Below are 18,733 nucleotides of genomic sequence, written 5' to 3'. Positions count from 1 at the left end.
GGAAGCTGAGTCGCGTGGAGTCGTTATGGCCGATGCCGGCGGGGCGGCCTTCTACGGCCTCGATGACCCGGCGCTGATCGACTACCTGCGCGGCGGACATCCCTCGGCGTCGGGCGTCGAGGTCAGCGTCGACCGCGCGATGCGCAACCCGGCGGTCTTCCGATCGGTGAGCCTCATCTCGCAGTCGATCGGCATGTTGCCGCTGCATCTGGTGAACCGCCAGACCAAGGAGAAGGACCGCTCGAACCCGCTGTTCAAGGTGCTGCACCGGCGCCCTAACGAGTGGCAGACGGCCTACGACTTTCGGACGCTCATGCAGATGCGGGCGCTGGTTGACGGCGACGGGTACGCACGGATCATCCGGTCGCGCGACTTTCGGGCGCAGCGCGACGTCATTGTCGGCCTCGTGCCGCTCGATCCGGCACGCACGACGCCCATCCAGAACGCCGATTGGAGCCTGTCCTACCGCTACGAGCCCACGAAGGGCTCCAGGGTAATCTTCCCACAGCGCGACATCCTGCATCTGCGCAGCATGTCGCGTGACGGCATTCGCGGCATGTCGCTTGTTCGCCAGGCGGCCGACGCGATCGGGCTGGCCATTGCAGCCGACGTCGCGCTTGGCCGGCTCTACCGGCAGGGCAGCTTCATCAACGGCTACCTGACCCATCCCAAAAGCCTGAGCGAGTCCGCGATCGAGCGGCTGCGCGCCTACTTCTCCGGCTGGTTTTCCGGTGCCGACAACGCCGGGCGCACTCCAATCTTCGAAGAGGGCCTCGAATACAAGGCTCTTGGCCCGACCGCGAAGGACGCGCAGAGCCACGAGACTCGCGGCCGGCAGCTCGAGGAGATCGCGCGCATCTTCGGCGTGCCGAGGCCGCTCCTCATGATCGACGAGACGAGCTGGGGCTCGGGCATCGATGCGCTCGGCCAGTTCTTCGTCCGCTACGGCCTGAACCCTTGGTTCGAGGCGTGGCAGCAGGCGGCCGAGCGCTCGCTCCTCACCGACGAGGAGGCGGAAACGCTCGAGGTGAAGTTCAACGCGGGCGCGCTTCTGCGCGGCTCGATGAAAGATCAGGCCGACTTCTTCGCCAAGGCGCTCGGCGCCGGCGGCACCCAGGCCTGGATGACGCCGAACGAGGTCCGCGAGACGCTCGACATGCCTTCGGATCCCGACGGCGATCAACTCGGCAACCCCATGCTGGGCGGCGGAAGCGCGCCAGCAGATGAGGAGTGACCCCATGCGACGCACCATGCCGCGCGTGATGGCGATGGCGCGCCCTGGCGCGATGCCGCTGCCGGTGCGCCAGGACGTCCACGCCCTGACGCCCCCGGGCGTCTTCGACCGCTGGGGGCAAGACGCCGCCGGCGTGCGTGCTCTTGAGCGAGGCGACGCCGTCATCACAATGTTCGACGTCATTGGCGAGGACTTTTGGACCGGCGGCGGCGTCACGGCGAAGAAGGTGGCCTCGCAGCTGCGCGCGATCGGCGATCGACCCGTCGAGGTCCAGATCAACTCGCCCGGCGGCGACATGTTCGAGGGGATCGCGGTCTACAACGTTCTGCGCGAGCACCCGCAGGAGATCACGGTCAAGGTCATGGGGATGGCGGCTTCCGCCGCCTCGATCATCGCCATGGCCGGCGATCGCGTCGAGATCGGCGCGGCCTCCTTCCTGATGATTCACAACTGCTGGGTCGTCGCCGTCGGCAACCGCCACGCCATGGCCGAGACGGCGGACTGGCTCGCCCCCTTCGACCAGGCGATGGTCGACCTCTATGCTGCGCGCACCGGGCAGAAGCCGGAGGACGTCGCCAAGTGGCTCGACGCCGAGACGTTCATGTCCGGCAGCCAGGCGATCGAGCGCGGCTTCGCCGATGCTCTTCTCGCCGCCGACAAGCTCGTCGTGGATGAAGGCACCGCGGCCAAGGACAAGAGCGTCAACGACCTACGCGCGATGGAACGGCAGCTCATTAGCGCCGGCCTGACGCGCGTCGACGCGCGCGAGCGCATCAACAAGATCCGAGGCATGAGCGACTCTGCCTCTGAAGTCGGCATGAGCGACTCTGCTGACGACGCATGGTCGGGGCTCCCGGCCGCCCACATCGCTTTCCGTTTTAAGTAGGAGCTTCAGATGAAGCACATTGCACCGGGCGCCTTTGCGCTCGCGACCCCGCTCGCCGCCGCTCGGCCGCGGGCCATCAGCGCCCTCGGCGTCCGCGCCGACGCGTCCGACCCGAAGAAGATGCTAGCCGAGCTCGTGAAGAGCTTCGAAGACTTCAAGGTTTCGAACGACGAGCGCCTGAAGGGCAAGGCCGACGTCGTCACCGACGAAAAGGTCGAGCGTATCAGCGCGGCCGTCGGCGACATCCAGACCGCCTTCGACGACATGCAGAAGAAGCTCGCCGCCGCGCTCGTTCGCCCGGGCGAGCAGGTCGGCGACATGCCCCCGACCGATCCCGAGTACGTGGCGGCCTTCAAGGCTCACATGCGCAAGGGCTCGGTTTCGGCGGCGATGGACAAGGGCTCCGACGCGAACGGCGGCTATCTCGCCCCGGTGGAGTGGGACCGCACCATCACCTCGAAACTCAAGCGCATCTCGCCGATCCGCGCCAACGCGCGGGTGCAGTCCATCTCCGTGGCCGGCTTCAAGAAGCTGTTCTCCGACCGCAACGTCGGCTCGGGCTGGGTCGGTGAAACGGCCTCCCGTCCGGGCACCACCACGCCGGCGATCGGCTCGCTCGACTTCACGCCGGGCGAGCTCTACGCCAACCCCGCCATCTCTCAGCAGCTCCTCGACGACGCGGCGCTGAACCTCGAGGAATGGCTGGCCGCCGAGGTCGACACCGAGTTCTCCCGCCAGGAGGGTATCGCCTTTCTGTCGGGCAACGGAACCAACAAGCCGTACGGCATCCTGACCTACGTGACCGGCGCGGCAAACGCTGCCCGGCACCCGTGGGGCGCGATCGCCGTCAAGAACTCGGGCAACGCTTCGGCGATGACCTCCGACGGCTTCATCGACATGATGTACGACCTGCCGTCCGAGTTCGCGCAGAACGCCAAGCTGTTCATGAACCGGCTGTCGGTCGGCCAGGCCCGCAAGTTCAAGGACGCCGGCGGCAACTACATCTGGCAGCCGTCCTACCAGGCCGGCGAGCCGCAGACGCTGAACGGCGCGCCGATCGTCGAGGTGCCGGACATGCCGGTGGTGGCGGCCGGGAACATCGCGGCGCTCTACGGCGACATGGAGGCCACCTACCTCGTGGTCGACCGCGTCGGCGTCACGGTCCTCCGCGACCCGTTTACGAACAAGCCTTATGTCCACTTCTATACAGTAAAACGTGTGGGTGGAGGGGTTTACAACCCTGAACCGATGCGCGCTTTGCAGGTCGCGGCTTAAGCGCTATAATAAACGAAGAGGCGGGGTGCTGGTAACACCGCCGCCTCTTCTGACCAACCGCTGATGGAGCAGCGCAAATGGCTGCGCACAAGATGTGCGATATCGTTGGCTGTGACAAGCACGTTCGGGCGAAGCGCCTGTGTGCCATGCACTATCAACGACAATACAAATGGGGTGACCCAAACGGCGGCCGAACCGGTAAGCCGTTCGCCGGCAAGGTGCGGTCTGTGACTTGCACAGTGCCTGGCTGCGACAAGCCGCATGCTGCTAAGGGTTTCTGCTCGACGCACTACGAGCGCCATCGTCAGGGCCAAGACCTACGTATCGCCATCAAGCCGCGGAGGCATGGCGAGAAGTTCATCGACAAGTACGGCTATGTTCGTTTCACCGAGCGCGGCCACCCGCAGGCCAACTCGCAGGGAAGTGTTCTAGAGCACCGCGCCGTCATGGCAGCGAAACTCGGTCGCGATCTTCTGCCGGGCGAGAATGTCCACCACATCAACGGTGATCGGGCGGACAACCGCCCTGAGAATTTAGAGCTTTGGGTCACGTCGCAGCCATCGGGGCAGCGTCCGGAAGACCTTGTGCAATGGGCCAGAGAGATACTGGCTCGATACGGGCCGGCAACGGCACTTCCCTGAACCCAACGGGCTCGCTTCGGCGGGCCTTTTTCATAGGAGGCCGCCATGGCCGAGAAGAAGCAGAGCGGAGCCGTTCCGACCGAAGGCGAGACCGTCGTGAAGGAGTCCGGCGGCGCTGACACCGCGCCCGCCACCCAGACGTCCTCGGAAGCGGCTGAGAACGAGGGTGACAAGCCCGCGGACATTCCTGCCGCCACCGAGTTCGAAGCGTCCGGCGCGCCGCACCAGATCGTGCCCGACGTCGACCCCTCGCACCCGGCGGTCGACGACAACCCGCGGGCACACACGACGGTCGACCAGAACCGGATCGACTTCAACGACCCGACCATCTCGGGCGCCGAAGCGGTGGCGAAGGCGCTCAACGAGCAGGGCGTCCAGACGAAGACGCCCGGCGAGGCCGAAGGCTGATCTGAGGCACTGCGCGGCGGGCTTCGTGCCCGCCCGCTTCCATTCCGAGGGCAGCCGTGAGCGTCATCGTCATCACATCCGCTGAGGCCAAGCGCCTGACGACGGTCGAGAACGTGCGCAGCGACCTCGGGCTCAAGAGCGATGATCCGCCTTCCGCCGTGATCGAGCGCTTCATTGACCAGGCCTCGGCGCGTGCCGCCTCGTTCTGTAGGCGCCGGTTCGGACGCGAGACGGTGCGCGAGCGCATCGGGCTTCATGGTGCGGCGACATCCCCGGACGGAGGGTTGCTGCTCTCCTGCGAGCCTGTGGGCGCAATCGCGACCCTGTCCCTGGACGGCGTCGCCCTGCTGCCCGGCTCCTATGAGGCGGACGAGCGCTTCGTCCATTTCCTATCCGACGGCGAGCGCCGCTGCTGGCGCGGCCGATCGGTGCTGATCGAATATGAGGCGGGCTGGCTGTTGCCCGACGAAGACCGCGGCGCCTCGACGGCGCCCGATCTGCCGGCGGACATCGAGCACGCCGTGATCCAGCTCGTGGGCGCCTCCCTGTCCGCGGTCGGGCGCGACATGATGCTGAAGAGCGAGAACGTCGACGGCGTGCTCTCGCAGTCGTGGTACGTGCAGGGCGCTGCGGCGGCCCTGCCTCACCCCGAGGCCGAGGCGATCCTCAGCCAGTACCGGCGTCCGGTGTTCGTATGAGCTACGCGGCAAGCTATCGGCGCGCCTTCACGCTGAAGGGCCGACGGGTGACGATCGAGCGTCCGGTGCCGAATGCCGCGCCGATCACGGCGGCGTACGTCAGAGCGCGCATCCATGATTTTGCCGAGGACGAGGTCGCGGGCGGCGTCAACGCTGGCCAGCGTCGCGTGCTCGTCCTGGCCGAAGACGTGCCGCCAGCTCTTCGCCCGCTCAAACAAGGCGACAAGATCATCGTCGACGGTCTGACGTGGCGCTTCACCAGCCGCCCCGACGACCAGACCCGGCGGGATGGGGACGTGCTCCTCGCCTACGAAGGCATCGCGGCGGGCGCCTGATGAAGATTGAGAACTTTTCCCGCCAGGTGCAGGTGTTCCTGGCCGACCTCAAGTCGCCCGAGGCGCGCTCGGCGCGGCTCGCGCAGGTCGCGCGTGACGGCATCGCAGACATCCGCGCCACCAACAAGGCAGTCACCGGTTCTGACACGCCGCCGCGCGTCGCGGTCGACGGTCGGGTTGGCGCTCCGCTAGCTAGCGTCAGACCGGACGGCGTCATCGTCGCCGAGTTCAGCCTTATGCGCGAAGTGCTGGAGTGGATCGGCGAGGAGCTTGTGAAGGCCTCGCCGGTGCTGAGCGGTAAGTATGCCCGCAGCCACGTCATGATCGCCGACAACGTCGAGTACGAGGATCCGCTGGAGGCGCCGCTCACGGCCAGCAAGTTCCTGTTCGTGAACCGGCAGGCATACTCCATGAAGATCGAGCCACGCAGCTACACCGTCAGCCGCCGTGACCGTTCAGGGCCGATCGGCACTCGGCGGCGTTGGACCAAGACGACGCGCACCGGCGATGGGCAATCGCCTCAGGCGCCCGATGGCGTCTATTCGGCCGTGTCGGCCGTCGCTGCCACTCGGTTCGGGAACATCGCCAAGGTCGAGTTCCTGCGGACCTACTACGACGACGACACCGGCTACTCGCATCCTGCGATCCGCGTGAGGCCCTTCTGATGGCTCATCCCGATGTCGTCCGAGCCGTCGAAGCCAGGATCCAGGCGAACTTCACCCGCTGCACGGTCCTGGTCGAGAACGCCAACACCTCCACGCCAGACGGCGGCGGACCCTGGATCCTAGTCGACTTTCCGTGGTGTCGGTCCGAGTGGATCACGGCCAACGAGTTCCTTGAGGAGGGCGGCTTTCGCGTTCGCCTTCACGTCGAGCCGGGCGTAGGCGCACACCAGGGCCGCGAGTGGCTCGAAGAGATCGCGGCGCTGTTCCGAGGGCAAGCCTTCGACCGGGTGCAGTGCTACGCCCCGCAGTCGCCCGTTACCGACGATCGTAGCGACGAGGCCAATTACTTCCGCCTCGAGCTGACGGTCCCCTACCAGTTCATCGTTGAGGGCTGAGATGAGCCAGGATTGTCGCCCAAGCTTGTCCGAGCTGATGGCTGAACACATCCCGTTCCCCGAGGGGTTCAAGCTCTCCGTGACCCTACGCAGCTACGCCCGGACGGCTGAAGCCGAGGGCTACTCCTTCGTGGCCGCCAACTTCCTCCGTGCGGCGGCAATCGTCGAGAAGTCGGAGCAACAGGAGCACTGACATGCAGATCGCCAATCTCTCCACCCGCGCGCTCATCTTCCGCGACAAGGCCGGTGAGGTCGTCGAAATCGCGCCGGGCGACGCTCAGAACGTCGATGTCGCCCGCGACCACCCGGTCGTCGTCGCCCGCGAGAACGCCCGCCTGATCCGCGTCGGCGGTTCTGAGGCGCAGGCCAAGAAGCTTGCCCGCGCCAGTTCGCCCGAAGCCGCTCCTGTCGCTGCAGCCAAGGTCGGAAACGGCGAGGGCTGACTATGCGAGTGTCGGCCAAGAAAGGCGATCCAGGCTTCGCGGCTTGGGAGGCTGACCGGGAGCGCTGGCGACACGCGAAGATCTTCCTGGACGGTGCCGCCATCGATCACGTCGTCACGGTCGACACGGACGCAGGCTACGTCCTGCGGAACAAGACCAACGAGGACGGTCAGATCTATTGCATTCCGGGCATGGATGAGATCGCCGAGGAAGACCTCTTCGGCACCGTGACCATTCAAGAGCCCTCCACCGAATAGCGCCACGCGCGCGCTCGTCTCTCGCAATCCCGCGAGACCCATGGCCCGCTTCTTGCGGGCTTTTTCACGCCTAGCCTCAAGGAGTTTCGGCCATGGCAAACACCCCCTTGCCGGTCGCCCGCACCAAGATCTCGATCGGCGGCGCTACCGGCACCTACACGCAGACGGCGCTTGCCGCTGACACCTACGTCCTGATCGGTCGCGTGCGCTCGGTGCCTGGCTTCGGTGACACCTTCCAGGACATCACTGTCGAGGAAGTTGCTGACGGTCGCACCCGGCACGGCAAGGGCACGGCGAACGCGACGTCGATGGACATCGTCTGCTCGCGCCAGGACACCGACCCCGGCCAGATCGCCATGAACGCGGCGGCTGCTTCTTACCTCTCGTTCAATCTCAAGATGGAGATCCCGAACGAGGATGGCACCTTCGACGTCGTCTACTTCTCGGTGCTGGTGAACTCGGCGAACGTCGGCCTCGGCGGCCCGAACGACACGCAGACCCGGACTTATTCCTGCCAGCCGCAGGAAGCGCCGATCGAAGTCCCGGCAGCCTGATCCCCGAAACTCTCGGCCGAGAGGGGCGGCGGCGCTGTTCGGGTGCGCCGTCGCCCGCCCTTATCACCCGAAAACCCGACCTGAGGACAACCCGATGACCCTTTCCAATCCCGTCACGATCAAGCTGGGCGGCGACGAGTACGACCTGAAGCCGAGCCTGAAGGCTGCGCAGAACGTCTCGAACCGCTTCAACGGCTTCCAGAACGCCATCGCCGCAGTTGCCGGCAACGACCTCTCCGCGGTCACCTACATCGTGCGTCAGGGCGTTCCTCTGAAGCAGATCTCGACGGACGACCTGAACGAGGCCGTTTACGAGGCCGGAACGCGCAATATCATCGGCGACGTCATGAAGTACGTCGTGCGCCTCTCCAATGGCGGGCGCGACCCCGATCTCGAAGATGGAGACGGCGCCGAGGAGCGCGACGAGGGAAACGGCGTCGAGCTCTGACGCCGGAAGAGGCGCTCGTCGATGTCTACCGGGCAGCGGTTCACATGCTGCCCGGTTGGTCGGACGGCGACATCATGGGGTGTGATCTCGTCCGCCTGCATGTCGCGCTCGACACCGCGCGCAAGCGGATCGAGGCCGAGAGCCGGGAGCGATACCGCCTCGCCGGCTACAAGGTGCCCGAGCCGATCGACACGGAAGAGCTCGACGACGACGCCTTCAACGCGCAGATCCGCGGAACGGTGGCGCTGATGCGGGCGAGGGCAGCCTAGCGCTACTTCTTCCCGTCCCCTTTCGGGGGTTTCGGAGGAGGGGGAGGCGGCCGACGATCATCCCTATTGATGAAAGCCCCGCCCCTGTCATTGTTCGTCACGCCCGAGCGACCTCCATCCCCCTTCGTTCCGGTCGGCCGCTTGTCCGGCTGCATCTCGAAACTGGAAGAGTCCATGAGCGAGTTGCCCCTATCGAAGCGCTTGGCCGCAGCCGATGAACCGACCCTGCGGGAGATGCTGAGAGAAGCCGAGGTGCATCTGGCGAGTCAACAGACAGTCGCGCTCGCGGCTGATCAGCGAGCCATGACGATCACGGGTTTTTTCGCCGCGGCCGCGGTCGTTCTGATCGGCGGCGCCTCAGGCTACGCGATCGGGGACAAGCCCAATGTCGCCCTGTCGGTCATCTGCATCCTGGTCGCTGCCGCATTGCTGGGCGCCATATGGTTCGCCGTGCGTGCCGCAGCTCCAGCGGGGTTTGATTTCGCTGGCAGTTCGCCTGCTGATTGGGTGAGGGACATCGAAGCCCGTAAGCCGCTCAACGAGTCCCTGGCCGAGATGTGCGCGCACTTTGCGGACTCAATCGACGCGAATCACAAGCGGATGGAGGCCAACGCAAAGCGGCTGTGGACTGCTATCTGGATCGCCTTCGGCGCGCTCGGTGTTGGGGGCGCGGCATTCATCCTGACGCTCGCGCTCAGCTAGGTTCCAAGCCATGAAGATCGTCCGCATCGCCTTCACCGAAGATCTCCGCCCCGATGCCGATCCATCCCTCGCCGAGGCGCTGAAGGAGGTGGCCTCCTTCGACGGCATCCTGCCGGACGACTGGACGGACGATGAGGAAGAGGAGCGTCGCGAGCTCGTGGCCGCGGCGGTCAAGCCGAGGCGGCTGCAGTAGGGGCTATCTGTTCACGGTGAACAGATGAGGGGCTCAGTCGCCACCGCCTCCGCCGTCGCCTCCGCCATCGGACCCGCTGTCGCAGTGGTGGGAGAAGCCGCCCGCAGATCCGTCGTCACCGGATCCACCGGAGTCGCTGCCGCGCCTGCGCCTCTTCGATCGGGGCTGCGACAGCATCCAGAACGCCGACACAGGCACGGCGATGAGGAGGGCCCAGCCAAGAAGGGGAACGGAGTTCATGGGTTGCCTTGTCTGCGGCTCGGTTTGGAGGCAACTGCCGGCCCTAGTTTGCCTCTACGAAGGCGCGGTCTTCCGCTGTGGGTTCGTAGCCGCAGATCTCAGCGAGGTTCAGCGCAACATTGGGTGCGCGACTACCTGCCTCGGCGCGACCGCCTCGGATCTCGCGCCACTCAGCTAGGCGCTCTTGGCAGTACGCGTCGTTCTTTGCCGCTTCCGCTTCGACCCTCGCTACCTGTCGATCCCAAAGGTAGGCGCCCACGCCCGCGATGATCGCGCCCGCGGCGATGGCGACCAGAACTCGAAGAATCATAGGCGCCTCCCACTCGGATGGCGCGCAACATGCCACAGGCGAGCTGCACGCTGAAATCGGGGGAGTTGACGAAAACACCAGAATGGAGCGGAATGTCCGTGAACGTCCGGGAATGTTCGCGAACGTTCGACATTAGGATGCAGCCCGCCTATATGGGCGAGCCTAAAGCCAACTGGAACCGAAAGCACCGAACCGAACGATGAACAGGATGATGTCCAGCTTCGTCGCCAGCCTCGGAACTCTCGCGTCGATCTGGCCAGCGACGGCTCCTCACAGGTACCCGCATTCCTCCGAGATGGAGGCCCTTCGCACCGACGTTGTGAAGGTGGGCGACGACATGCGCCGCGTGATAGAACGCGAGCATGCGAGACTCGAAGCGCAATCGGAATCAGCCTAGTCGCACGACGCCGGCTCCAGCGGCGCCGCCGTCGGGGATCGTCCTCACGAAAACAGAGGAACTCTGGCATGGGCCGCTTCCCCATCCGGAGACACTCGAGCAATTCAGAGCCGTCGTTCCTGACGCCCCTGAGCGCATCATCGCGCAGTGGGAAGAGGAATCTCGGCATCGGCGCGAATATGAGATGGTGGCGCTGAAGGGCGCCCTCAGACGCGACAGCCGCGGCCAGACCTTCGCCATCGCGTTCGCACTCGGAGCGCTGGCTTTGGCCGGGCTCGCAGTCTTCTACAATCAGCCATGGGTGGCTGCCGTCGTAGGCACCGGAACGATAGGCTCGGTGGTCGGCGCCTTCCTCTATCAACGGCAGGCGCAGAAGCCGAAATCGAAGTGAAGACAATTTCACGGAACAGGGAAGGCGCTCCTCTCGGAGCGCCTTTTTTCATGGAGGCAGCATGACGCAGGAAGCTAAGACACCGCGGCGCCTGATCGACGCCGAGGTCAAAGACGCCCGGCAGATCGTCTACTACCTGGACGACCACGATGTCGTAGCCGTTCTGGATCGTGACATCGTGTTGGAGGCGTCCGGCTACGAGATCGACCGGGAAGCAGGCACGATCCGCGTGCTCCGCCGCCCGGCCGGCCAAGTCAGGCTTCTGGTGTCGTAGGCAGCGGCCCAACGTAGCTGTGGTGCAGTGCCCGTGCGATGGCGAGGCGGATGGGCGGGCTTTGATGCCCCTCGTCCTTCAGCCCACCGAGCATCGTTACGACCTCGGCGATTGCACGTACGCTGCCCTCACTAGCTCCATAGTATGAGCGGGCAAGCTTCGCGGCGTGCAAGGCCGCGATGCAGCAGTCTAGATCCTCGTCCTCTTTAGTCAGTCCCATGCTGTGTCCTCCGGTTGCGAGGGCACGCTCCCAATTCCTGCTGGCGCCAAGCTGGAGCTGGCCCGCTTTTTGCGTGGATGAGCCATGTCCGGCCAGACCGTCGTCACAACTGCGAAGTTCGTCGCTGAAGCCTACGGCGTTGAGCAGACCACGGCTCAGCTCAACGGCTTGAAGGGTGCGGTTGGCGAAGCTTCGAAGGCCACTGACGCGTTCGCTCGCGACCAGCAGCGTACGGCCGCAGCGGTGGCCGCAGCCCAGAAAGCGATGACGCCGTCGGGCGACGTCGCGCGCGAGATCGCCCGCCAGCATGACCAGACCGCGAAGGGCATGGCGAACGCTCAGCGCCTCGCGGAGTCCCTGCAAAGGTCTCTCGACCCAGCTTATCGCTCTATGGCGAAGCTGGCGGAGGTGCAAGTCCAGCTGAACCGGGCGGTGGAAGGTGGAGCGATCACCTGGGATCGTCACGCCCAGCTGCTCGCGCTCGCGAGCGATCGCTACGACGACACCTCGAAGTCGATGAAGGCGGCCAATCAGAACATCAAATTGACGGCCGACCAGATGCTCAACCTCGGCCGGCAAGCTGGTGATGCGGCGACGATGTTCGCCATGGGTGCGAGCCCGCTGCAAATCTTTAGCTCGCAAGCGGCGCAGGTCGTCGACGCTCTTGCCTCTGGCCCCGAAGGCCTGACCGGCTCCCTCCGAGCGGCTAAGGACGGCGTGGCTGGGTTTCTTGCGAGCCTTGGCCGCACCAACCTCATCGCGGCTGGCGTCACCACCGGGCTGCTCGCCGTGGGCGGCGCTGCGGCGTACTTCATGAATCGTGGGGTGGATGCTGCCAAGAAGGCTGAGGCTGCACAGCAGGCGTTCAACCGCGCTCTACGCGATACGAAGTCTGCCTACGGCGATCTCGCCGGCGCGGCGGAGCGGGTGATGGAGCGGGAATCGTTCGTCAGCCCCATCGTTGCGCAGCAGCGCCTTGCGGGCGCTGTGAAGGCTCAGAAAGATGCCCGTGAGGCCGCGATCAAGGCGTTGCGAGACGTGCCTGGTGCTGCGCCCGATGATTACGCCCAGAACCTCGCGTCCGAGCTCGGCGGCATTCTGAGCGGCAACGAGTTCGATCCGATCCGCAAGGAGATTGAGGCCGCTGTCGATGCCGTGATCTCCGCCGGCCTGCCGCTGGCCGAGTTCGAACAGCGCCTCTCTGCGCTTCAGATTGATCCGAAGCTTGAGGAGGAGACCTACAACTGGCGATCGGCTCTGCTGGCGGCTGTGGATGCGGCGGTGAAGGCGGAGAACGCCATCGAAGGACTCCAGCAGGCCGTCGTTGAGGCTAACTTCGCCACATGGACAAAGGCGCTGGCCGACGTCCGCGGCGAGATGGCCGGCTTCCTGCCCGAGGCTACGACGACGGCCGAGAAGATCGAGCGCCTCTACCAGCGCGAGCTCGCAGCCATCCGGAACCTCGGCGGCGACGATCGCGACGTCCAATCCCGCATGCGCGCCGCCGGGGAGAACCGGAACAAGGCGCTCGCCGAATTGTCGCGTGAGGCGATCGATCAGGCGAGGGAGGCGCAGGATCGTCTCAACAACCTGTCGCTTTCCCCCGACCAGCGCTCGCTGGCCGAGCTTCGCCAGGGCTACGATGCCCAGATCGCCGAGCTACAGCGCGTCAACGGAGCCAAGGAAGCGATCGACGCCAAGCAGCGCGAGCGCGATGCCGCCGTCGCGGCGGCGACGCAGGAGATCACTCGCGCGGAAGAAGCGCGTCGGGCTGGCTACGACCTCGACCTGCGTGCCGTTGAGGCCCGCACCGCCGCCGAGCAGGCCGCCATTGAAGCCGAACGTGTTCGCATCGGCCTTATCGCCGACGGATATTCCGCCAACGAGGCTGCGGCGCGGGCTGAAGAGGCGCGCACTCTCTCGCTTGCGCAGGCGCGTCAGCAGCTGACCGAAAGCGCTCGCCAGCAGGCCGAGTCCTCCGCTCGCCAGATCGAGCAGGCGCAACTCGAGCTTGACCTCGTCGGCAAGTCTGCCGGCGAGACCGCGCGTCTCCGCGCCGAGTTCGAGATGCTCACGGCCGCGCGCCAAGCCGCAACAGCCGCCGGGTTCGACGCGTCCGAGGTGGCGCTCACCGACGCCATGCGCACGCAGGCTGCCGAGATCGGCCGCCTGACGCAGGCGACGCAGCGCCTGAACTTCGAGCGCGACATCCTCTTCGAGCGCCAGCAGGCGACGCGCTCGCCAGAAGAGCAGGATATCGCCGACCAGCTGCGCTCGATGGGCGTCGAGTACGAGTCGGCGCAGGGCCGTGCCGACGCCGCGCAGATCCGGCTGAACAATCGCCTGCACGAGTCGAACGATCTCCTCTGGGAGATGCGCGACGCCGGCAAGGAAGCCTTCGGCGACATGATCGAGGCGATCGCGTCCGGCGAGAGCGCCATGGACGCGCTCATGGGCACGTTCGCCCGCTTCGGCTCGCAACTTGCGTCGGCCGGCCTGAAGCGGTTGACAGATGGTCTGTTCGGATCCTCGTCCGGCGCTGCCATCAGCGCGGGCGGCATCGGTGGCGCGATTGGTACAATCGGCCAGGCCGCGGGCGCTGCCGCTGGCCGCACGAGCTCGTTTTCCGGTGGCGGCACCTTCGGCTTCTCCATGCCGTCAACGCCGCTCCAGGCGAAGATATCGGCCAGCGATTTCGCGTCGGCCTCCGGCCAGGTCATGGAATATGCCGGGCGGTTCAACTCGAACGTCGATGGCCGGCTGCTCCGCATCCTGAACGAGGCATCCTCGCGCTTCGACATGCGCGTCGAGGCGATTTCGGGCCTGCGCCCGGGCGACAAGCGCTTCCACGGCCGCGGCCTCGCCACCGACGTCCAGATCTACGACAACAGCGGCCGCGCGCTCGACAACTACCAGAACGCCCGCGACTTCCGCGCCTACGAGCGCTTCGCCCAGGTCGCCAAGCAGGTGCAGACCGAACTCTATCCGGAGCTGGAGAAGCTGTTCCGCTGGGGCGGCTACTTCTCGGGCCCGAAGGGCAAGTACGGCGCGCTCGACTCCATGCACTTCGACCTCGGCGGCGCTGGGATGGGCGGCGGGTCGTGGGCTGGCGGCCTGACGGCCGGGCAGCGCTCGCTCTACCCGGGCATCCAGTCGGTCGGCATGGGCGCTGGCGGCGAGCCGCTCGCGCTCGCCCGCGCCGTCGAGATCGGCTCCATCAACGCGACCCGCAAGGTTGCCTCGGGCGGTGTCGCCGGCGTCGATCCTTGGGCGGGAATGCGGGCTTCGGCTGTTCCGTCGATCGCAGGTGGTTCGGCTTCCGCGGGGGGCGCGGGTGGCGGCACGAACCTTCTCGGCGGCGCCATGGGGGCTATCGGCATCGGAGCCCAGGCCTTCCAGTCGGGCGACCCGCTCGGCGGCGCGCTCTCCGGCGGCCTCGGCGGCATGGAGCTCGGCTCTCTGCTCGGCATCGGTGGCCCGGCCGGCATGCTGCTCGGCGCCGGCATCGGCCTCCTCGGCGGCCTGTTCGGCTCGCGCTCGAAGAAGAAGGAGGAAGCCCGCCAGCGCAAGATGGCCGCTGATCAGGCCTGGAGCGACAACTACAACTCCCTCCTGGAGTACAAGGACGTCGTCTATCGGACCCCGAAGGGCGCCCTGTCTGGCCAGCTGACGGAGCTCGAGCGCACCCTCGACCAGTTCGCCAAGCTCGCCGACGCCACGAAGGACGGCGGCAACAAGCGCCACATCGAGGACATCCGCGACCAGCTGGGCCGCTATTCCGAGCTGCTGAAGTCGATGTTCCGCGACACCCTGCCGACGGTCCTGGAAGACCTCTCGGCCGGACGCGGGCTCGACACCGCCTTCACCAAGGCGCGCGACAGCGTCCAGGCCGAGGCGGAAGCCTATCGCGGGCTGATCGAGGACGTGAAGCTCTCGTTCCAGCCGGATTTCTCGGGCCGCGACGCGATCATCGGCGACTACAAGGACCAAGTCGCCTCGATCGAGAAGCAGCGCCGCCTTGCCCAAAACATGGCGCGGGTGGGCGACCTCACGGTCAACGGCGACGGCGGGATCAACGACCCGGCGTCAAGCCTGCCCGCCAAGATGAAGGCCTTCGGCGAGAACCTCGTCGCGGCCGAGATCGAGCGCGACAAGGCTGTGGCGGCTTGGGAAGCGGCGAACGCCGACGTCCAGGCGCGCTACGACGAGGCGGTGGGCAAGGCCGTCACGGCGGCGCGCGAAGGCCTGCTGCGCATCGTCTCCGGCGACGTCGTGGAGCAGTCCGACATCGAGGCGGCGCTTGCCGAGGCGCGCGGCGCCGCGGCCGGCCTGGACGTCGCGCTGAAGGATCTCGGCATGAGCGCCGAGGAAGCGGCGACGGCGATCCAGGGCGCGCTCGACAAGCGCATCGCGCTCCTCGCCGAGACCTTCACACGCGGGCTGCAGGATCAGATCGACGAGCTGGACGGCAAGGGCTACCTCGCCGGCTTCCGCGACCTGATCGAGCAGCGCGACACGCTCCTGAAGGACGCCTCGCTGATCAACGTCGACACGTCGCTGGTATCGACGTTCTTCCAGAAGCAGGCGCAGGCGCTCGTGGACGGAGCCGACCTGTCGGCCACAGCCTTCGACGAGCTGATCAAGCTGTTCCCCGAGCTGTCGGGTGTGGTTCGCCGCGTCAGCGTCGACCTGGAGGCGCTGAAGGACCGCCTTGAGGGCTACGACGAGCGGCGCTTCTCGGCGACGGAGGACACCTCGACGCTCTCGGGCGCGATGTCCGCCTTCAACCGCCGGGCCGCGCGCGAGCGCTATGCGGAAGGCCTTGCCGGCGGGGAGGGCATGCTCGCCCTCGACGCCGCTCTCGCTGCCGAGAAGGTCGCGACCATCCAGGGGCTGCTCATCCAGGCCCGCCAGGACGAGGTCAGCGAGATCGAGGACACGATCAACCGGCTGGAGGGCCTGCGCGACGAGTGGAAGGATCTGCGCGACAGCCTGAAGCTCGACGACACCTTGTCGCCGCTCTCGCAGCAGGATCAGTTCCTCGAGGCCCAGAAGCAGTTCCGTGACATCTCCGCCAAGGCGGCCGCGGGCGACGAGGATGCGCAGGCAAAGCTCGCCGGCATCAGCCAGTCCTATTTGGAGGAGGCCAAGGCCTACTACGCCTCGTCGGAGGACTACTACGCCGCGTTCCGGGAGGTGCAGGGCGTTCTGGAGACGGCCGAGACGCTCGCGAGCCAGGAGCTTGCCATCGCACAGAGCCAGCTGGACGTCGCCAAAGCGCAGCTCGACGCGATGACCGGCGTGAAGGACAGCGTCGCCACGCTGGCCGCAGCGCTCGCCACCGCGCTCGCCGCCTCCGCCGCCGCGACCAACGCGGCCACGGGCGGCGGCACGGCGGGCGGCGGGAACGGCTCCTCGTTCACCCCGACGAACGACCTGGAGCACTTCCTCGGTGTTCAGTACGGCGCGATCCTCGGGCGTGCGCCGGACGCCGCGGGCGTGGCCTACTATCAGGCCCTGCGCGACCAGGGTGCCACGGCCGATCAGCTGATCGCCTACATCAAGAACAGCCCCGAGGCGAAGGCACGCGGCTATGCCTTCGGCGGGCTCGTGTCGGGGCCGGGCACCGGCACCTCCGACAGCATCATGGCGCGCCTGTCCGCGGGCGAGTTCGTCATGCCGGCGCGCGCGGTGACGCCGCAGACCCTGCCGATGCTGGAGGGGATGCGCTCGGGCCGGATGGCCGGCAACGACAATGCCGAGATGCTCGCGGAGCTGCGCGGCCTGCGGGCCGAGGTGCGCTCGCTGCGGGCGACCGTGGCCGAGGGCGAACTCGCCAACGTCGCGGCGACGCGGGCGGGCGTGGCGGCTCAACAGGCCGCGGCCGTCGAGCAGAAGAAGGCGGCGTCGCGGTGATCTACCTCGTCGAGTTCCAGGCGCACGACGGCACCTCGGTCGTGACGGAGCGCTTCGCCACGGACGGCTACAACACCCGCCCGAGCGACACGCCCGCCAACACGCATTGGGAGGCCCGGGTGATCAATCCGGGCGCCTACAAGCAGAGCGTTTTCGACGACGGCACGACGTCGGGCGAGGCGCGCGCCGGCTACGGCTTCGTCGAGATCGCGATCGGCGACGACGGCGTAGGCAACACGGCTGATCGGCTGGCGAGCCACGCGGTGGATGGTCGGGTCATCACGATCTATGCCCTCGACAGCGTGTCATCGCCCTGGTCGAGCCGGACGGTGGTCTTCCGCGGCACGATGGAGCAGATCGAGGTCGACTGGACCAAGGCGACGATCCGCATCCGGGACCGGCTGGAAGACCTCGCCAAGCCGATCCAGCCGACGCTCTACGCGGGCACAACGACCGACGGCACGAAGATCGAGGCCGAGGGGCAGAAGGACGACCTCAAGGGCAAGCCGAAGCCGGTCGCGTGGGGCGTGAACCGGAACGTGCCGGGCGTGCTCTCCAATCGCTACCGGAACGTCCTCGACTTCGCGGCGAACGGCGTCTTCGCCTTCAATGCGGTGCGCGACCGTGGCGTGCTCCTCACCGCCGGAACAGATTACGCGACCACGGCGGCGCTTGTCGGCGCCACCGTGACGGCCGGCCAGTATGCCACCTGCAGAGCGACGGGGCAGATCAAGCTCGGCTCGCCGCCAGCGGGCGAGATCACGGCAGATATCGTCGAGGGCGCAGCCGGTCAGAGATCAGCGCCACGCGTCGCCAGGCGCATCCTGGAAAGCGCGGGCTTCGTCGCCGGCACCGACTTCGCCGCGGCAGACCTCGACGCGCTGCACGGTCTCCAGGCGGCCGAGGTGGGCATCTGGATCGGCGCCGAACAGCGCGACGTGCTGCCGGCGGTGACGCTGATCCTCGACAGCATCGGGGCCTACATGGCGCCCGATCCGCTGGGGATGCTCCGCTTCGGGCGCATCGACCTGTCAGGAACACCCTCGGGCATCGTGCTCGACGAGACGGTGATCCTGACGGGCTCGCAGAAGCTGCAGCGCCTCGCCACCGGCGACGATCGCAACGGCGTCCCGGCCTGGCAGGTGACGATCCAGTACGCGCCGGCATGGCTCGTCCAGGATGCCGACGCGCTCGCCCAGGCGAACACCACGCCCGAGCTGCGCGCCTTCGCGTCGGAGGAATACCGGAGCGCCGTCGCGAAGAACGAGGCGCTGAAGACCGTCCACCTGCGCGCGGCGGAGCTGACCTTCGGCTCGCTGATGGCCACGGAAGCCGACGCCTTGGCCGAGGCGAGCCGCCGGCTCGGCATCTACGGCGTGCGGCGCGAGCGCTATCAGGTGCCGCTCCACGCCTCTCAGGCGCAGGGCATCCGGCTCGGCCAGATCGTCACGTTGAAGCTGCCGCGCTTCGGGCTCGACGCCGGCAAGCCGATGTTGGTGATCGGCCTCGACGTCACGCTGCCGCACCGCTCGGGCGACGGCACGGAAGCCGGCACCGTCATCCTCGACCTCTTCGGATAGCT

23 protein-coding genes are annotated in these 18,733 nt (G+C 66.9%); 21 read left to right on the top strand and 2 right to left on the bottom strand.

Going from position 1 to position 18,733, the window contains the following annotated elements:
- The first annotated feature begins 25 nt into the window (after positions 1 to 25).
- From FZN60_RS26280 to FZN60_RS26200, 17 genes are all read left to right on the top strand, one after another.
- On the top strand, positions 26 to 1,234 hold the full coding sequence (locus FZN60_RS26280) for a phage portal protein (protein ID WP_158876949.1): 1,209 nt from the start codon (positions 26 to 28) through the stop codon (positions 1,232 to 1,234).
- Positions 1,235 to 1,238: 4 nt separating this feature from the next.
- Positions 1,239 to 2,120, top strand: a complete 882-nt coding sequence (locus FZN60_RS26275; RefSeq protein WP_158876947.1) for a head maturation protease, ClpP-related — start codon at positions 1,239 to 1,241, stop codon at positions 2,118 to 2,120.
- Between the two features lie 9 nt (positions 2,121 to 2,129).
- Entirely contained in the window at positions 2,130 to 3,395 is a 1,266-nt protein-coding gene (locus FZN60_RS26270; protein ID WP_158876945.1) for a phage major capsid protein, read from the top strand.
- A gap of 77 nt (positions 3,396 to 3,472) precedes the next feature.
- Positions 3,473 to 4,036: an HNH endonuclease gene (locus tag FZN60_RS26265; RefSeq protein ID WP_199266656.1), complete on the top strand. Its 564-nt coding sequence runs from the start codon at positions 3,473 to 3,475 to the stop codon at positions 4,034 to 4,036.
- A gap of 45 nt (positions 4,037 to 4,081) precedes the next feature.
- Positions 4,082 to 4,444 carry a hypothetical protein gene (locus FZN60_RS26260; protein ID WP_246727222.1) on the top strand — a complete coding sequence of 121 codons (363 nt, stop codon included), beginning with the start codon at positions 4,082 to 4,084 and terminating at the stop codon, positions 4,442 to 4,444.
- A gap of 56 nt (positions 4,445 to 4,500) precedes the next feature.
- On the top strand, positions 4,501 to 5,142 hold the full coding sequence (locus FZN60_RS26255; protein ID WP_158876943.1) for a hypothetical protein: 642 nt from the start codon (positions 4,501 to 4,503) through the stop codon (positions 5,140 to 5,142).
- Positions 5,139 to 5,477, top strand: a complete 339-nt coding sequence (locus tag FZN60_RS26250; protein ID WP_158876941.1) for a hypothetical protein — start codon at positions 5,139 to 5,141, stop codon at positions 5,475 to 5,477. Before FZN60_RS26255 ends, FZN60_RS26250 begins: the two co-directional genes overlap by 4 nt.
- Positions 5,477 to 6,142, top strand: a complete 666-nt coding sequence (locus FZN60_RS26245; protein ID WP_158876939.1) for a hypothetical protein — start codon at positions 5,477 to 5,479, stop codon at positions 6,140 to 6,142. Before FZN60_RS26250 ends, FZN60_RS26245 begins: the two co-directional genes overlap by 1 nt.
- Positions 6,142 to 6,537, top strand: coding sequence for a phage tail terminator-like protein (locus tag FZN60_RS26240; RefSeq protein ID WP_158876937.1), 396 nt, complete (start codon positions 6,142 to 6,144; stop codon positions 6,535 to 6,537). Before FZN60_RS26245 ends, FZN60_RS26240 begins: the two co-directional genes overlap by 1 nt.
- A 37-nt stretch (positions 6,538 to 6,574) precedes the next feature.
- Entirely contained in the window at positions 6,575 to 6,730 is a 156-nt protein-coding gene (locus FZN60_RS26235; RefSeq protein WP_158876935.1) for a hypothetical protein, read from the top strand.
- Position 6,731: 1 nt separating this feature from the next.
- Positions 6,732 to 6,980 carry a hypothetical protein gene (locus FZN60_RS26230; RefSeq protein ID WP_158876933.1) on the top strand — a complete coding sequence of 83 codons (249 nt, stop codon included), beginning with the start codon at positions 6,732 to 6,734 and terminating at the stop codon, positions 6,978 to 6,980.
- 2 nt (positions 6,981 to 6,982) lie between these two features.
- Positions 6,983 to 7,237 carry a hypothetical protein gene (locus FZN60_RS26225; RefSeq protein ID WP_158876931.1) on the top strand — a complete coding sequence of 85 codons (255 nt, stop codon included), beginning with the start codon at positions 6,983 to 6,985 and terminating at the stop codon, positions 7,235 to 7,237.
- Between the two features lie 92 nt (positions 7,238 to 7,329).
- On the top strand, positions 7,330 to 7,791 hold the full coding sequence (locus FZN60_RS26220) for a hypothetical protein (RefSeq protein ID WP_158876929.1): 462 nt from the start codon (positions 7,330 to 7,332) through the stop codon (positions 7,789 to 7,791).
- Between the two features lie 94 nt (positions 7,792 to 7,885).
- Positions 7,886 to 8,239 (top strand): hypothetical protein, encoded by a 354-nt coding sequence (locus FZN60_RS26215; protein WP_158876927.1) that lies wholly within the window; start codon positions 7,886 to 7,888, stop codon positions 8,237 to 8,239.
- A gap of 44 nt (positions 8,240 to 8,283) precedes the next feature.
- Complete coding sequence (locus FZN60_RS26210; RefSeq protein ID WP_158876925.1) at positions 8,284 to 8,508, top strand: hypothetical protein; 225 nt, start codon at positions 8,284 to 8,286, stop codon at positions 8,506 to 8,508.
- Positions 8,509 to 8,682: 174 nt separating this feature from the next.
- Positions 8,683 to 9,210: a hypothetical protein gene (locus FZN60_RS26205; protein ID WP_158876923.1), complete on the top strand. Its 528-nt coding sequence runs from the start codon at positions 8,683 to 8,685 to the stop codon at positions 9,208 to 9,210.
- A gap of 10 nt (positions 9,211 to 9,220) precedes the next feature.
- The gene (locus FZN60_RS26200) at positions 9,221 to 9,403 is read left to right on the top strand and encodes a hypothetical protein (protein ID WP_158876921.1); all 183 of its coding nucleotides are present in this window, start codon (positions 9,221 to 9,223) and stop codon (positions 9,401 to 9,403) included.
- Between the two features lie 283 nt (positions 9,404 to 9,686).
- Here the strand turns inward: FZN60_RS26200 and FZN60_RS26195 are convergent, their stop codons facing one another.
- The gene (locus FZN60_RS26195; RefSeq protein ID WP_158876919.1) at positions 9,687 to 9,953 is read right to left on the bottom strand and encodes a hypothetical protein; all 267 of its coding nucleotides are present in this window, start codon (positions 9,951 to 9,953) and stop codon (positions 9,687 to 9,689) included.
- A 362-nt stretch (positions 9,954 to 10,315) separates the two neighbouring features.
- Here FZN60_RS26195 and FZN60_RS26190 point away from each other — a divergent pair, with 362 nt between their 5' ends.
- Positions 10,316 to 10,741 carry a DUF2335 domain-containing protein gene (locus FZN60_RS26190; protein WP_158876917.1) on the top strand — a complete coding sequence of 142 codons (426 nt, stop codon included), beginning with the start codon at positions 10,316 to 10,318 and terminating at the stop codon, positions 10,739 to 10,741.
- 61 nt (positions 10,742 to 10,802) lie between these two features.
- Positions 10,803 to 11,015 (top strand): hypothetical protein, encoded by a 213-nt coding sequence (locus FZN60_RS26185; protein ID WP_158876915.1) that lies wholly within the window; start codon positions 10,803 to 10,805, stop codon positions 11,013 to 11,015.
- Here FZN60_RS26185 and FZN60_RS26180 read toward each other — a convergent pair.
- Entirely contained in the window at positions 10,996 to 11,544 is a 549-nt protein-coding gene (locus FZN60_RS26180; RefSeq protein ID WP_158876913.1) for a hypothetical protein, read from the bottom strand. The genes FZN60_RS26185 and FZN60_RS26180 overlap by 20 nt on opposite strands.
- A 99-nt stretch (positions 11,545 to 11,643) precedes the next feature.
- Between FZN60_RS26180 and FZN60_RS26175 the strand changes: the two genes are divergently transcribed.
- Positions 11,644 to 17,151 (top strand): phage tail length tape measure family protein, encoded by a 5,508-nt coding sequence (locus FZN60_RS26175; protein WP_158876911.1) that lies wholly within the window; start codon positions 11,644 to 11,646, stop codon positions 17,149 to 17,151.
- Positions 17,148 to 18,731 (top strand): hypothetical protein, encoded by a 1,584-nt coding sequence (locus FZN60_RS26170; RefSeq protein WP_158876909.1) that lies wholly within the window; start codon positions 17,148 to 17,150, stop codon positions 18,729 to 18,731. Before FZN60_RS26175 ends, FZN60_RS26170 begins: the two co-directional genes overlap by 4 nt.
- Positions 18,732 to 18,733: the final 2 nt, after the last annotated feature.

Source organism: Antarcticirhabdus aurantiaca (genome assembly GCF_009765365.1).
GTDB classification, from domain to species: Bacteria; Pseudomonadota; Alphaproteobacteria; order Rhizobiales; family Rhizobiaceae; genus Antarcticirhabdus; species Antarcticirhabdus aurantiaca.
Note: the sequence above shows the minus strand (reverse complement) of the source record. Positions and strands in the feature narration are given on the sequence as shown.

Bases quoted from the DNA above. Each gene is read 5' to 3' on its own strand.
- FZN60_RS26280 (WP_158876949.1), top strand. From the start codon at position 26: ATGGCCGATGCCGGCGGGGCGGCCTTCTACGGCCTCGATGACCCGGCG.
- FZN60_RS26275 (WP_158876947.1), top strand. From the start codon at position 1,239: ATGCGACGCACCATGCCGCGCGTGATGGCGATGGCGCGCCCTGGCGCG.
- FZN60_RS26270 (WP_158876945.1), top strand. From the start codon at position 2,130: ATGAAGCACATTGCACCGGGCGCCTTTGCGCTCGCGACCCCGCTCGCC.
- FZN60_RS26265 (WP_199266656.1), top strand. From the start codon at position 3,473: ATGGCTGCGCACAAGATGTGCGATATCGTTGGCTGTGACAAGCACGTT.
- FZN60_RS26260 (WP_246727222.1), top strand. From the start codon at position 4,082: ATGGCCGAGAAGAAGCAGAGCGGAGCCGTTCCGACCGAAGGCGAGACC.
- FZN60_RS26250 (WP_158876941.1), top strand. From the start codon at position 5,139: ATGAGCTACGCGGCAAGCTATCGGCGCGCCTTCACGCTGAAGGGCCGA.
- FZN60_RS26245 (WP_158876939.1), top strand. From the start codon at position 5,477: ATGAAGATTGAGAACTTTTCCCGCCAGGTGCAGGTGTTCCTGGCCGAC.
- FZN60_RS26240 (WP_158876937.1), top strand. From the start codon at position 6,142: ATGGCTCATCCCGATGTCGTCCGAGCCGTCGAAGCCAGGATCCAGGCG.
- FZN60_RS26235 (WP_158876935.1), top strand. From the start codon at position 6,575: ATGGCTGAACACATCCCGTTCCCCGAGGGGTTCAAGCTCTCCGTGACC.
- FZN60_RS26230 (WP_158876933.1), top strand. From the start codon at position 6,732: ATGCAGATCGCCAATCTCTCCACCCGCGCGCTCATCTTCCGCGACAAG.
- FZN60_RS26225 (WP_158876931.1), top strand. From the start codon at position 6,983: ATGCGAGTGTCGGCCAAGAAAGGCGATCCAGGCTTCGCGGCTTGGGAG.
- FZN60_RS26220 (WP_158876929.1), top strand. From the start codon at position 7,330: ATGGCAAACACCCCCTTGCCGGTCGCCCGCACCAAGATCTCGATCGGC.
- FZN60_RS26215 (WP_158876927.1), top strand. From the start codon at position 7,886: ATGACCCTTTCCAATCCCGTCACGATCAAGCTGGGCGGCGACGAGTAC.
- FZN60_RS26210 (WP_158876925.1), top strand. From the start codon at position 8,284: ATGCTGCCCGGTTGGTCGGACGGCGACATCATGGGGTGTGATCTCGTC.
- FZN60_RS26205 (WP_158876923.1), top strand. From the start codon at position 8,683: ATGAGCGAGTTGCCCCTATCGAAGCGCTTGGCCGCAGCCGATGAACCG.
- FZN60_RS26200 (WP_158876921.1), top strand. From the start codon at position 9,221: ATGAAGATCGTCCGCATCGCCTTCACCGAAGATCTCCGCCCCGATGCC.
- FZN60_RS26195 (WP_158876919.1), bottom strand. From the start codon at position 9,953: ATGATTCTTCGAGTTCTGGTCGCCATCGCCGCGGGCGCGATCATCGCG.
- FZN60_RS26190 (WP_158876917.1), top strand. From the start codon at position 10,316: ATGCGAGACTCGAAGCGCAATCGGAATCAGCCTAGTCGCACGACGCCG.
- FZN60_RS26185 (WP_158876915.1), top strand. From the start codon at position 10,803: ATGACGCAGGAAGCTAAGACACCGCGGCGCCTGATCGACGCCGAGGTC.
- FZN60_RS26180 (WP_158876913.1), bottom strand. From the start codon at position 11,544: ATGCTGGCGGGCGATCTCGCGCGCGACGTCGCCCGACGGCGTCATCGC.